This window comes from Bradyrhizobium sp. T-12, from assembly GCF_058314695.1.
The window spans coordinates 294,492-306,909 of sequence record NZ_JBZFQJ010000002.1; the positions used below are offsets into that span (position 1 = coordinate 294,492).

Here is a 12,418-nt window from a genome sequence, read left to right on the forward strand (position 1 = left end):
ATAGGGAAATGGTGGTGATGAAGGAGTCCACTCGACTGCTGTTCTTCGGCGGGGGAAATATGGGTTCGGCTCTTATCCGAGGAGTACGCCAAGCACTACCTAATTTAAAATTGATCTTGGTTGATCCGGATGTCGGCCGAGTGGAAGACGCTGTGCGTGGTCTTCAAGGCGTATCAATCTTGCCGGACGCTCCGAGTTCATCATCAGGCTACGATCTGCTCGTATTGGCGGTGAAGCCGCAGAATGTTGCAACTTTCTCTGATGGACATCGACGCTTGCTGGCCGAGAGTCCGGTTCTTTCGGTTATGGCCGGCATGCCGCTTGGGCGATTAATGGAGGTATGCGGCAGTGCGAGAGTGGCGCGCGTTATGCCCAACCTTCCTGCGTTTGTTGGTCAAGGGACGAGCCTCGGCGTAACCGGGCAGACGTTTCCAATCTCGGCAAAAACGGCCGTAGAGCAAGTCTTCGCGCCAGTCGGCAAATTTGAATGGGTGGTGGACGCGGCATTGATTGACAAGGCTATGCCGTTCTACGCCTGCGCGCCTCGCTATATTTTCGCTTTTGCTGAGCAGCGGCGCAAGCGGCTGGCGAGGCTGGATTTTGATACAGAATTCGCTCAGTTGCTCGTTGCGCAGACGATGTTGGGTTCGGCGGCGATGTTAGCAGCTGATCCGCGCTCGCCTTCCGAGCTCAAGCGAGCCGTCATAAGTCCGGGAGGGACCACTGAGGCTGGCGTGATCGAAATGGAGCGTGAGGGGGCCCTTCCCAAGATAGTACGCGCTGCAACCAGCGCTGCGTATCGACGGAGTGTCGAACTAAGAAAAAGTTAGATTTGGGATCGCAAGACGATTGGGAGGTTCGAAAGTGTACGGCGAATTCTCGCCGAACTGGATGCGTAAGCGGCCGGATCGCGCTGCCGCGCACCGAAGGCGCGATTTGAAAAATGGCGGACCTATGCCAATCGAGCTCGAACCGAATTGGCCGGACAAAAACGTCTGGTCGGCATAATCGATAGATAAGCAAAAGGAAGCAAAATGAACGCGAAAAGAGCGTCAGACTCTCAAAAGCAGCGACCGGAAGTCGGCCGCATCCTTGCTGACTTCTGCGCGGAGCTGAAGTTCGAATCAATGTCCGCTGCCGCCGTCGAGGCCGCAAAGAGGGGCATTGCCGACACGTTGTCTGTTGCCCTAGCGGCGAAAGCTGAGGAAGTTGCGGGAGTCATGGGCGGGTTCTTCGCCGAAGAACCAGGAAAGGCACGTGTCTGGAATACTGCGCTGCGAACGACAGCTCGAAATGCTGCTCTGGCCAATGGCGCTATGGCTCATGCGCATGACTTCGACGACGGTAATTATGCGATGGTGGGGCATCCATCCGCCCCAGTATTGCCCGCTATCCTTGCGCTCGCAGACGAACTGGCAGCTTCGGGTGCAGATATCATTGCGGCCTATGCGGCCGGTGTCGAGATGGAAGGCCGTCTCGGCATCGCCGTAACCTATGAACACAATGGTCGTGGCTGGCACACAACTTCCTCGCTCGGGACATTCGGAGCTGCCGCTGCCGCCGGAAACCTGTTGGGGCTTGATGGCAAGCTCATGCTAGAAGCCTTCGGAATTGCAGCCTCGCTTGCATCTGGATTACGTCAAAACTTCGGATACATGACCAAACCGCTACATGCAGGATTCGCAGCGCAGAACGGCGTCCTTGCCGCCAAACTTGCTAAGGCCGGAATGCGATCAAGCCCTAATGCGATCGAGGGGCACGAGGGGTTTTTCGATCTCTTTACAGATCCAGAAAAGCTGAACGCGGACGAAGCAATCCGCGATCTTGGCCTATCCCTCGAACTCATCCGCAATAACCCCAAGCTTTATCCGACATGCTCGCTTGTACATCCGGCCCTGGATCTTGTAACGGAGGGTATTGCGAGTGGCGAAATCGTGGCGGACGACCTCGAGGTCATCAATGTGGGCGTCAGCTACCATGCTTTGAATTTAATGCGATACAACGATCCGAAAGATGCACTGCAGGCGAGGTTCAGCATCCCGTATTGCATAGCGGCGGCATTGGCGCATGGCGACGTAACGCTTGGGAGTTTTTCCGACCAGTCCGTTGCCGGAAATGAGATCCGCGGCCGCATGGGCAAAGTCAATGCCTATGTTCATCCCGACCTGTCAACCAAGGAGCAGTTCGAAAAGGTCTATACCAAAGGAGCCGCCTTTACCGAAATCGAAGCGGTTCACAAGTCGGGGAAGATCCATCTCAAGCGGCAAAGCGTGGCGGTCGGCAACCATCAATATCCGGCTCCGCCTGAAAGGCTCCGACGAAAATTCGAAACGTGTGCAGCGCTTTCTGTTGGAAAGCCGAAAGCCAGGGATCTTTGGAATATGCTGATGAAACTCGAAACTGTGCAGTGGTCGGAAGTCGATAGCCTTCTGGATGAGTAGTCAATACAATCTGTCAGAATCAACATCTGCTGGTGGTGGGTATTTAGGGAGAACAACGGAGGTCGGAAGGCCCAGAAACGCTTGATGTTCGGGTGAGCGAATTGCTTTCGTCCTCCTTTTGTATATAATTTCGGCAAAGAGGATACATTTGAGGCGAAGTTTGTGACAGAACTGGACAATCAACAAAGGCCTTCGGCGACTGAGACGGTGAGAAAGCTTCTCCGGGCTGACATTCTTGCTGGGACATTCGCCCCCGGCGAGCAGCTTCGCCAAGAGGAATTGGCGGACAAATTCGGAACGAGCCGCATTCCGGTAAGGGAGGCCTTGCGACACCTCGAGGCGGAGGGTCTGGTCACGCTCCTAAACAATCGGGGCGCCAAGGTAGTCTCATTCACTTCGGCCGAGGTGATCGAATTGATGGAAATTCGCATTGCGCTGGAGTGCCGCGCGTTGCGTCTAGCCATTCCTAATATGATTCAGAGTGATTTTGATGAGGCCAAACGTATTCTCGTGGAATACGACAAGAAAAGCGACCCCGCTCAATGGGCGGAGATGAACTGGAAGTTTCACGAAACCCTCTATATCCCCTGTAATCTACCTAGATTGCTGTCTCTTATCGAAGGCAACTACGGGCAGGTGAGCTTGTTCGTCCGGGCACAAGTCTCTATGGCGTCAGGCAAGAAAACGCCGCAAGAAGAGCATGTGGATATCTTAAAAGCTTGCCGCGCCGGGAACGTTGAAAAGGCCGTCGATCTTCTCGAAGCACATATCTCTAACACCAAGAAGGCGCTCATGGTGCAGCGCCGTAGGAGTCGGTGAGCGCTCCTATTGCTGGCGCGGAAAGCGTACTTTCCTTCACGCCACCGGCGTTTCCTGAATCTTCATACTGCGGCGGTTAGATCAACCCAGTACTTTATCGAGAAATACCCGGGTCCGTTCTTCGCGTGGCGTACCCAAGATCGAACTTGGTGCACCGTGCTTGACGATGACGCCGCCATCGGTGCAGTAGCCATGATCCGCCACTTCGCGAGCGAAGCCCATCTCGTAGGTGTCGAGAATGCAGGTCATGCCTTCTGCGGCGAGATCGCGAATGGTGACCAGATCCTCCTTCTTTGTTTCCGGATCGAGCGCGGCAGGACCTCGTCGAACAGCATTACCTTCGGATTCATGGTAAGTGTAGCTCTGCGGCCCTTTTGAATGGCGCTTGACGCCTATTTTGTTCGCGTAGCGCGCCGCCGCGGTTTCCATATGTCGGACAACGCGTTGACGGCGGCTTCGAGCGCCTTCCGGTCGACGACGTTGGGATCGAACCGCCCCGGGCCCCAGAGGCGCATATGTTCGTGGTCCGGATGGGCGGGGTCTCTGATGGCTTCGAGGTATTCGGCATAACCCGGCGCACCGCCTACGTCTTCCGGAGGACAACGACCGGCGGCCTCGAGCAAGAAGGGAAGTCCCTCCGTCGTGGTGTTCTCGAACCATTTTTCGAGCTTGATCACATGGTCCCAGCTGTCGCCGAAGTCATAGAGATAGTGGATCGTCTTGGCGCCGGTCTCGCGAACGATGTCGCAGAGGCGCGCTTTGCTCGCATCCATGGGCTGGTGGCCGTAATCGTTGTGGGGATCAGGAATTCCCCAATGAACATCGCCAGCGAAGAACTCGAAGAGGTGACCGTTCGTCCAGCCGAATGCCTCCTGAAGCGTCAGATGCAACCGATCAAGGCGCAAGGTGACGGGTACGACGAGGCGACGCATCACCGCCGGCTTCACATCCTTGAGGGTCACCTTGATCCGGACCGCGGTCGTGTTCAGGTTCATGCCGCCAGCCTCGGATCAAGTGTATGCATCGTATAGGTCGACGCCCAGGGAAGCAGTTCGTCCAACCGCGCCGCAGGCCAACCATTGACGAGCTTGGCGAGAACGTCAGCGAGCCAGTGCTCGGCACTGACGCCATTGAGCTTACAGGTCTCAATGAGCGAAGCCAGCAATGCCCAATTCTCGGCACCTTCGTCGCAACCGGCAAAAAGGGAGTTCTTGGCGTTGAGCTTGATCGGCCGCATCGCACGCTCGACAGCATTCGTGTCCAATTCGATGCGCCCGTCATCAAGGTAGAGCGCCAGGCCGTTCCAATGACGCAGCGCGTAACGCAAAGCCTTCGCCGTGTCGCTCTTCGGTGCAAGGTGATCAAGCTTGGCCTCAAACTGTCATTCGGCCTGCAATATTGACCCCCTAAGCCGGGGGATCGGCGTCCAAAATTGACCCCCTACAGATTGGTCTGTTGCGCTGCCTGCTTTGGAACGAAGCAGGTGGTGGGGGATGCTGATCGTGGAGACGATTGCCCGGATCCGGCGCGAGCACTTCATCAAGGGCAAGACGATCAAGGAGATCGCCCGTGACCTGAAGGTGTCGCGGAACACGGTCCGGAAGGTGCTGAGGTCGGGAGAGACCTCCTTCGAGTACGAGCGGCAGGTGCAGCCGCGGCCAAAGCTGGGCCGATGGGCAGTAGAGCTTGACGGATTGCTGGCGGCGAACGCGGCCAAACCGGCTCGTGAACAGCTGACGTTGATCCGGATCTTCGAAGAGCTGCGCCGCCGCGGCTACGACGGCGGTTACGATGCGGTGCGGCGTTACGCCAGGCGCTGGAGCAAGGAACGCGGGCAATCGACCGCAGCCGCTTATGTCCCGCTGAGTTTTGCCCCAGGCGAAGCTTACCAGTTCGACTGGAGCCACGAGGTGGTCTTGCTGAGCGGCACCACGGTGATGGTGAAGGCCGCCCATGTTCGGCTCTGTCACAGCCGCATGCTGTTCGTGCGGGCCTATCCGCGGGAGACGCAGGAGATGGTGTTCGACGCCCACGACCGTTCGTTCGCGCTGTTCAAAGGCACCTGCACCCGCGGCATCTATGACAACATGAAGACCGCCGTAGAGACGATCTTCGTCGGTAAAGGGCGTCTCTATAATCGCCGCTTCCTGCAGATGTGCAGCCACTATCTGGTCGATCCGGTCGCCTGCACGCCAGCGTCGGGCTGGGAGAAGGGGCAGGTCGAGAACCAGGTCGGGCTGGTCAGGGAACGCTTCTTCACGCCGCGGCTGCGGTTCAAAAACCTCGACGAGTTAAACGCCTGGCTGCTCGACAAATGCATCGCCTACGCCAAGGCTCATCGCCATCCGGAGCTGGTCGATCAGACGATCTGGGAAGTGTTCGAAGCCGAACGCCCCAAACTCGTTCCCTATGCTGGCCGCTTCGACGGCTTCCATGCGGTGACGGCATCGGTCTCGAAGACCTGCCTGGTGCGCTTCGACAACAACAAGTACTCGGTCGCAGCCAGCGCAGTCGGACGGCCGGTCGAGGTTCAAGCCTATGCCGATCGCATCGTGATCCGTCAGGATGGACGCATCGTTGCCGAGCACCCGCGATCCTTTGGCCGCGGCGATACCGTCTACGACCCCTGGCATTACGTGCCGGTGCTCGCCCGCAAACCCGGCGCCTTGCGCAACGGTGCTCCCTTCAAAGACTGGGTGCTGCCGGCCGCGATCGAGCGGATCCGGCGCAAACTTGCCAGCACGGACGATGGCAATCGGCAAATGATCGACATCCTCAACGCGGTGCTGACTGACGGTCTGCCCGCGGTGGAAGCGGCCTGTGCCGAAGCGCTCAGTCACAGCGTCCATTCCGCCGATGTCGTGCTCAATATCTTGGCCCGTCAACGTGAACCCGCCCCACCGGCCAACATCATGACGCCGGCCGCACTGACGCTCCGTCATGCGCCGATCGCCGATTGTGCCCGCTACGACAACCTCCGGAGGACCATCTGATGGAACGAACCCAAATCTTCGACCTCATGGGCGAACTCAAGCTCTACGGCATGAAGGCTGCCTTCGACGAGATCATGGCAACTGCCGTCAAGCGCCAGCACGAACCTCAGCGCATTGTCGGCGACCTGCTCAACGCCGAGATCAACGAGAAGCAAGCCAGGTCGATCAAATACCAGCTCACCATTGCCAAGCTGCCGTTGGCCAAGGACATCGCCGACTTCCAGTTCGACGGCACGCCGATCAATCAGACTCTCGTCAATGATCTCGCTGGCGGCGGCTTCATCGCCCAACAACGCAACGTCTTGCTGGTTGGCGGCACCGGCACAGGCAAGACCCACCTGGCCATTGCCATCGCCAGAAGCTGCATCCGATCCGGTGCCCGTGGCCGCTTCTTCAACGTCGTCGACCTCGTCAATCGCCTCGAGACCGAGACCCGCAACGGACGGCAAGGACGGCTCGCCGAGCATCTGACCCGGATGGACTTCATCGTGCTGGATGAACTCGGCTATTTGCCCTTCGCCCAGTCCGGTGGCCAGCTTCTCTTCCACCTCGTCAGCCGGCTCCATGAGCGCGCCTCCGTCATCGTGACCACCAATCTCGCCTTCGGCGAATGGCCGAGCGTGTTCGGCGACGCCAAAATGACCACCGCGCTGCTCGACCGATTGACCCATCACTGCGACATTGTCGAAACCGGCAACGATAGCTGGCGGTTCAAGAGCCGAGACGACGATCACGCCACCGCGCTCGTCTCGCCTCCGCTATCCCGGCCAGCTCCGACGAGACGAGCGCTACCAGCAAAGCCCGCCGCACGAAGGGGTCAAAATTGGACGCCGATGAGGGGTCAAATTTGCAGGCCGATTGACAGGCAAATCGCCGCTCTTCATGAAACCGCGGTATGATCTGCCGTGGCTGGCGCAATTCGCAGCAGAGATGGCGGCGCGCTGTTGGCCGGTCTTCGAGACGAAGGCTTGGGGATGCTCGGCTACCGAGGTCGACTGGCGGAAGCATGGCTTCGAGGGGTCGCGTCTCGGCTACCTGTTGAACGGTGCCGGCCTCTTCCACCATGCGCATCGCGCGGTCGACGATTGCCACGCTTTATTGGAAATCCTCTCGATCGACCTGCCGACAACAGGAGAGCCTGCTCTCGCGCTCCTGCTCGGGACCGCCCGCAAGCCGACGCTGCGGGTGTGGGCGGAGCAATCCCCGTTCGATCTCAAGGATTTACTCAAGAGGCGCGGCTATCGCGGGAGCGACGGCAGCGACGGTCGGTCCAAATCCTGGGTACATCGACGTCTGCGAGACAGCGTCCGAGGACGAGATCGCTTTCCTGAAGGCGATCCAGTCGCGCAGACCATTGATGCTGTGGAATCCGTCGGAAGCATAACATCGGATCGAGGGGAATGTGCTCTGCATCATCTGGGCCAGCGCGTGTCCCGGACCGAGGTCGAGCGCGCGGTCGACCCCTTGCTCCGCAAGAGCCTCCAGTGTCGTCTGCCCAGGCGATCAGGCGTGCGGCTTTGTAAGCGAGCTTGGTCGTTCCGGCGCCGAGAAGATGCTTTCTGTGCCATCGTCGGCGAGGAGGATTCGCTGAGACGAGACCGGCGCCTTTGTGCTCATCGAACAAGCGCAGTGAACAGCCCGACCAGCAGGCCTACGACCGTAACGAATAGACGGAACCCGGACTCAAGCAGCGAATCGAGTGTCGCCTGCTTCTGTTCGTAACTCTTCGTCAGTTGGGCGATCGGAAACGCGCTTTGGTAGGCATCGTTGAATCGACCGTAGATCACTTCACCGGCTACCCACACAGTGCCGAAGCGGCTGATCAAGTTCATGAACTTCCGCTTTTGCAGCAAATTCTGCCAAAGCGGTTCTGCTAAGCTGAAAGCGACCACCGAGATCGACAGCCAGAAGAGGATGGAAGCGCAAACTTCCAAAAGCCTCGCTGGCCATCTCAAAAGTGTTAGCGGCCACGATGCCCGCACAGATGCGTAAATGATGACTACTGCAACAAAGAGAGCCACCAGCGAAATTAAGGCTACAGCGAGCGGGTTACGCCAAGTCCTAGGATGCAACTCGGTCCGAACGTTCTCGAGATCGCTCCCTAGTCGTAAATTCACGTGCTGCAGCGAAAACAACTGCATGACCGGGACCTCGGCGAGGAGCATCAACTGGAAGAGGTCGTCGAGAATCGAGTCTTGCACCGTCTGCCCGGCCTTCGGCCTTGAGAACGGCATCTCCGCATGGATTTCGACCGTGCTCGCACGCGAGACCAGGATCACCCCATAGTCGTATTGTAGTAGATTGGCCTCGAACGCCTGTTCGACCTCGGAGGCCGCAATGGTTTGGTCCAAGAGGCGGTAGCGGTTGTTGATCGAAACGATCTCCTGCCCTGTTTTCCCCTCTTTGAGGTCGGCCGCATTTCTCGTGTCCGCGACGGAGGAAACGTACAAGAAAGGATAGGAGAAAGACGGGTCTTGTTCATCACCCTCTTGACTTGGTTCCTTGAAGTCGCGCGAAAGATCCGGATACTTCTCTTGAAATCTGGCCCAGTAGGCTCGGGCACGTTCCAAGACTTGCCTATAGGTCTCGTTCCATCGTCGCAGCTCGGGATGAACCGCAGGACGCTCGGGGGGCTCGGTGAATAAGGCCGGAGATTCTTCCCGGAACATCTGCAGGTAAAATTTTGCAAGGTCCGAGACCTGCTCAAAGGGGGTCGACCTGTGAGCCACCTTCAGACAGCCGAAAGCCGCAGCGGGGTCGGTCAGCTTGAAGAGGTCAACCGCTTGCAAAGCATCGCACGCATGGATTGACCCGATTTTCAGCCAGAAGGCGATCGTGCCGACGCCCGTCCCAGGGAAGAGTGAAACGATCGCCCTGAAGCGAGGATTCTCAATCGGAAATTTCCGCGGCTTTTTAGCCTCCTCTCTATCAGGCTTCTCTTCAAGCTCTTGTTTATAGAGGTCGAATTTTTCGATCGGCACCTCGATGCTGAACTGAGTGACCTCGCGCCAAGCCGGTTGCGCCTTGTAGATGTTGTCTCTAGCTTTGCCGAATGCCTTGACCCAGCTTGGTGTCGCCGCTTCGGGCGTCTGCTGGGGGGACGTCGCTGCCTTGGCCGTCTTTTTTTCAGACTTTACTCGCGTGAAGTGCTTCGTGCTCCCGCATCCCCCAAACTCATGAATATTGGGTTGGTACAAGAACGGCATAATCGCCGCCGCGTAGACTTCGCGGTACGGCGGGGGTGAGTCCTGTTCGGGCTCACCTGTCTGCGTCAAGCCTGCGCAGCCTTCCGTGACGCCACACGCCTGATATCGGCGGTCGCCAGGAAACCGGCGATCTCGCGCACGGGCAACTGCGCGACAGCCGACCGCTCGGCTGATGACAGCTGTGTGAATTCCGGCATTGCTCTGATTTCACGGGCGCAATCGTCGGGCGCCGTCAGCAGCAACTCCTTCGCTCTGGCGAGCACGCGCTCAAGTGGGCCGGTAGTCATGGCAAACGTCCCGTTTCAAAAGCCGTTCTCGCGACCGCCATTGGCGGGGTCGATCGGCGGAATGTAGATTGTCGTCGCGTAATTTACCCCATCCGCCGCCAGGCTCCAAGCGCAAAGCGGAACGGTCAGAAACAGCGGCTCCGCGCCGCTCTCATCGAGGTCGCAAAAAGTTATGCGGTGGTCGGCGGGATACTGCTCGAGCAGCCGCTCCATCAATGGTGCCAGCAATGCGGGAGCCAATGCCTGCTCGCCGTCTGCGGTGGGGATCCGAAAGCTGCCGATTTGCGCGACGAGGGTCGATCGCCACGGATTGATCGAGGCTGTGCCTTCGACCAAGGGATCGGCCGAGATGACCTGGAAGCCGGCCGGGCCGACCACAAGCGGCAATCGTGCGATGATGGAATCGACGAATGAGACACCTGGTACGACGTGCGTCCGCAGACCTCTTGCCGGTGCGCCGGCTATCATCAAACGAACGGGCTCGTCGAGATACATCGGATGCCCGTAGGTCAAATACGCGACCGGACGCTCCCTGGTCGCCTTTTCGAAAATATGGGCGGCGACATCTGCGTAAATCTTCGCTCGCTCTTTCCCTTTTTCGTAGAGGTGCTCGATGTTGACGAAATCAAGCCCGTTGCTTTCGAGAAACGACCGGAGATTGGGGCTTGGCAGCGTCGTATATGAGACCACCTGACGCAGGATCGAGAGCGCTTCCAAAGTGACGTCTCGCGCAGGCAGGATTCCGCATCCGATGAGGTAGAGATCGGCGGTCTTGATCGGCGGGTACTCCGGCGAAGGTGGACAGCTTTGCGACATCACAGGTCGTTTTTACCCCAGTTCCTTCACTATCCGCTACTCCTGCCCGGAGAAATCCGGAAATTGGGAAGCGAATTCCGCTTGCCCCATCCACCCGCTCTCCTCTGTCGCCTAGCCAGCACCAGAGTTCCGGCTCGCGCGTGCTGCCTTGCGCCCTTCCTTCGCCACCTTCGCGATCGCGACGTCGAAGTTGGTCCGCCCGCGGCGCTTGTGCGGCACCGGGGGATGATCAAGAGCGGCGATGTCGTAGCGCGGGTACTTCTCGATCTCGGCCGCTATCGTCTCGATCCAGCAGTCTCCGTAGTCGTTGCCCGCGTTCGAGTCCTTGGGACGGTGGCCGGTGATGAAGCCTTCGACCTCGCGGTCCATCTTGACGTGCCTCGCCACGCTCTTGAACAGATGGCGCCAGCCGTGGTTGGGCTTCACGTCGTAGGGTATGTTGATTCCGGGACCGTGAACCCATTCGCCGATCCGCTCCGCGAGCTTGTGGAATTGAGGATGCCCTGACCGTTCCGCCGCGACGACGTTCCGGATCGTAGAACAGAGGCTTCTTGAGCTTGGCGCGGGTCGCCACTTACCTCGGTCGAGTTCGCCGCCCGGGCAGCCCCGTCACGCAGGCGGGCCCATTGAGCCTCGATGGCCACGTTGACGGCGCCGATCTTGATGTTGGCCCTGGCGTTCGTCCTTGGTCCCCAGAGTGGCCCAGAGCTCGGTCTTGCCGACCAGGGGCACCTTCTTGCGGATCCAGTAGTTCTCGGAGGTCGGTCGCTTGATCGGCTTGGGCATCTTGAAATTCGACATGGTGGAGCACCTCGGTGTGGGACCGGCCGTACAAGAACCCCTGAAAATGAAGGTTAGGCTTGTAAACAAGGGGTCCGCGACCCCGAAAGGGGGTGAGTCCCACTCTCTCTGCCAGATCGTATTGAAATCACTTATATTTTTTTGAAGTTTTGTTACAAACCACGGCTTGCCCACCGGAAGACCGAATCCTCTCGCATTTTTAACTGGGAAAGAAGGCGCGTTCCGGCGGGACCCTATTTGTTCACGTCACCTCTCGTGTCTGGGCAGCAGCCCACCACATTTTGTTGATATTCCGCTCGATTTGGGGGTGATAATGGCTCTACTCAACTTGCATCGCGCATTCACTGACGCGGCGACCGAGAACGACTATCTCGCCCGGCTCACGGTACCGGAGCCGCGCGAGGGAAAGCTCCGCAAGGCACGTGACGAGATCCGAGAGACGCTTAAGGCTGGATTTTCGGATTGGCAACGCTTCGCGGATCGTAGTTTGGTTATGGAAACGACTGCCGTTCGGAAGGGCGCGACCGAACCTCGATTGCGTCTGAAGTTCCGTATGCAGGGTAGTGCCTCGCCCGCGTATCGCACGCTCAATGATCCGGCACATCCGCCGCAGCAGATTGATTACGACGATGGCGTTTACCTTCCGGTCTCGTTTCTCGCCAAGACGGGAAACCCCGTGATCGCGGCCGCAGGTTACTACCGGTTGGTCGAGACGGTCCTTGCGCCGCTCTGCGAAAAACGAAAATGGACGTTGGATAGACGAGCCAAAAAATGCGTCCGCGTCGTCCTCGACAGCAAAGCTTACATCGACCTTCCGCTGTACGCGATCCCGGATCAGGAGTTCGTTCGGCTGGCCGAGGACGCCGCATTGACCAAGCGGGCTGACAGCGCGCTGTTTCTTGATGCAGAGACGCTCGATGACGAGATATACGAGCGCCTCAATCAGGACGAACTCCGGCTCGCTCTTCGGGAAGGCAAGTGGATCGAATCCGACCCTCGTCTGCTCGAAGATTGGTTTAAGCAGGCGGTGGCCGACCTCGGACCGCAAGTTCGAC

Annotated in this window: 10 protein-coding genes and 5 pseudogenes; 7 read left to right on the forward strand and 8 right to left on the reverse strand. The window is 58.5% G+C overall.

Features of this window, described 5'->3' with window-relative positions:
* The first annotated feature begins 8 nt into the window (after positions 1-8).
* The 3 genes from AC0WRY_RS35650 (at position 9) to AC0WRY_RS35660 (ending at position 3,260) form a co-directional block, all read left to right on the forward strand.
* The gene (locus tag AC0WRY_RS35650; RefSeq protein ID WP_164933845.1) at positions 9-830 is read left to right on the forward strand and encodes a pyrroline-5-carboxylate reductase family protein; all 822 of its coding nucleotides are present in this window, start codon (positions 9-11) and stop codon (positions 828-830) included.
* Between the two features lie 204 nt (positions 831-1,034).
* The gene (locus tag AC0WRY_RS35655; protein WP_128929611.1) at positions 1,035-2,441 is read left to right on the forward strand and encodes an MmgE/PrpD family protein; all 1,407 of its coding nucleotides are present in this window, start codon (positions 1,035-1,037) and stop codon (positions 2,439-2,441) included.
* A 162-nt stretch (positions 2,442-2,603) separates the two neighbouring features.
* Positions 2,604-3,260, forward strand: coding sequence for a GntR family transcriptional regulator (locus AC0WRY_RS35660; protein ID WP_128929610.1), 657 nt, complete (start codon positions 2,604-2,606; stop codon positions 3,258-3,260).
* An 81-nt stretch (positions 3,261-3,341) separates the two neighbouring features.
* Here the strand turns inward: AC0WRY_RS35660 and AC0WRY_RS35665 are convergent, their stop codons facing one another.
* The 3 genes and pseudogenes from AC0WRY_RS35665 to AC0WRY_RS35675 all read right to left on the reverse strand — a co-directional run.
* The gene (locus AC0WRY_RS35665; protein ID WP_371746379.1) at positions 3,342-3,689 is read right to left on the reverse strand and encodes an ATP-binding cassette domain-containing protein; all 348 of its coding nucleotides are present in this window, start codon (positions 3,687-3,689) and stop codon (positions 3,342-3,344) included.
* A complete protein-coding gene (locus tag AC0WRY_RS35670; RefSeq protein WP_128929609.1) occupies positions 3,653-4,255 on the reverse strand; it encodes a plasmid pRiA4b ORF-3 family protein in 603 nt (200 codons plus the stop codon). Before AC0WRY_RS35670 ends, AC0WRY_RS35665 begins: the two co-directional genes overlap by 37 nt.
* Positions 4,252-4,638: pseudogene (locus AC0WRY_RS35675) on the reverse strand (IS66 family transposase); the annotation flags it as partial. The pseudogene AC0WRY_RS35675 and the gene AC0WRY_RS35670, both read right to left, overlap by 4 nt.
* Positions 4,639-4,753: 115 nt before the next feature.
* Here AC0WRY_RS35675 and istA point away from each other — a divergent pair.
* The 3 pseudogenes from istA to AC0WRY_RS35690 all read left to right on the forward strand — a co-directional run.
* Positions 4,754-6,244, forward strand: a pseudogene (gene istA / locus AC0WRY_RS35680) (IS21 family transposase); the annotation flags it as partial.
* An 8-nt stretch (positions 6,245-6,252) separates the two neighbouring features.
* Positions 6,253-6,975 (forward strand): annotated as a pseudogene (gene istB, locus AC0WRY_RS35685) (IS21-like element helper ATPase IstB); the annotation flags it as partial.
* 211 nt (positions 6,976-7,186) lie between these two features.
* Positions 7,187-7,586 (forward strand): annotated as a pseudogene (locus AC0WRY_RS35690) (3'-5' exonuclease); the annotation flags it as partial.
* A gap of 280 nt (positions 7,587-7,866) precedes the next feature.
* Here the strand turns inward: AC0WRY_RS35690 and AC0WRY_RS35695 are convergent.
* The 5 genes from AC0WRY_RS35695 to AC0WRY_RS35715 all read right to left on the reverse strand — a co-directional run bounded on the left by AC0WRY_RS35695 (position 7,867) and on the right by AC0WRY_RS35715 (position 11,363).
* Positions 7,867-9,528: a hypothetical protein gene (locus tag AC0WRY_RS35695; protein ID WP_128929607.1), complete on the reverse strand. Its 1,662-nt coding sequence runs from the start codon at positions 9,526-9,528 to the stop codon at positions 7,867-7,869.
* A complete protein-coding gene (locus AC0WRY_RS35700; protein WP_128929606.1) occupies positions 9,525-9,746 on the reverse strand; it encodes a hypothetical protein in 222 nt (73 codons plus the stop codon). Before AC0WRY_RS35700 ends, AC0WRY_RS35695 begins: the two co-directional genes overlap by 4 nt.
* Positions 9,747-9,761: 15 nt before the next feature.
* Positions 9,762-10,562: an SAM-dependent methyltransferase gene (locus AC0WRY_RS35705; RefSeq protein WP_194408521.1), complete on the reverse strand. Its 801-nt coding sequence runs from the start codon at positions 10,560-10,562 to the stop codon at positions 9,762-9,764.
* Positions 10,563-10,673: 111 nt separating this feature from the next.
* Positions 10,674-10,931, reverse strand: coding sequence for a hypothetical protein (locus tag AC0WRY_RS35710; protein WP_128929604.1), 258 nt, complete (start codon positions 10,929-10,931; stop codon positions 10,674-10,676).
* 240 nt (positions 10,932-11,171) lie between these two features.
* Positions 11,172-11,363, reverse strand: coding sequence for a hypothetical protein (locus AC0WRY_RS35715; protein ID WP_128929603.1), 192 nt, complete (start codon positions 11,361-11,363; stop codon positions 11,172-11,174).
* Positions 11,364-11,676: 313 nt separating this feature from the next.
* Between AC0WRY_RS35715 and AC0WRY_RS35720 the strand changes: the two are divergent.
* Positions 11,677-12,399 (forward strand): annotated as a pseudogene (locus AC0WRY_RS35720) (CBASS cGAMP synthase); the annotation flags it as partial.
* Positions 12,400-12,418 lie beyond the last annotated feature (19 nt).

What these genes read in the sequence shown, in the direction of transcription:
- AC0WRY_RS35715 (WP_128929603.1), bottom strand. Translation starts at nt 11,363, where the DNA reads ATGTCGAATTTCAAGATGCCCAAGCCGATCAAGCGACCGACCTCCGAG.
- AC0WRY_RS35705 (WP_194408521.1), bottom strand. Translation starts at nt 10,562, where the DNA reads ATGTCGCAAAGCTGTCCACCTTCGCCGGAGTACCCGCCGATCAAGACC.
- AC0WRY_RS35665 (WP_371746379.1), bottom strand. Translation starts at nt 3,689, where the DNA reads ATGGAAACCGCGGCGGCGCGCTACGCGAACAAAATAGGCGTCAAGCGC.
- AC0WRY_RS35655 (WP_128929611.1), top strand. Translation starts at nt 1,035, where the DNA reads ATGAACGCGAAAAGAGCGTCAGACTCTCAAAAGCAGCGACCGGAAGTC.
- AC0WRY_RS35670 (WP_128929609.1), bottom strand. Translation starts at nt 4,255, where the DNA reads ATGAACCTGAACACGACCGCGGTCCGGATCAAGGTGACCCTCAAGGAT.
- AC0WRY_RS35650 (WP_164933845.1), top strand. Translation starts at nt 9, where the DNA reads ATGGTGGTGATGAAGGAGTCCACTCGACTGCTGTTCTTCGGCGGGGGA.
- AC0WRY_RS35710 (WP_128929604.1), bottom strand. Translation starts at nt 10,931, where the DNA reads ATGGACCGCGAGGTCGAAGGCTTCATCACCGGCCACCGTCCCAAGGAC.
- AC0WRY_RS35700 (WP_128929606.1), bottom strand. Translation starts at nt 9,746, where the DNA reads ATGACTACCGGCCCACTTGAGCGCGTGCTCGCCAGAGCGAAGGAGTTG.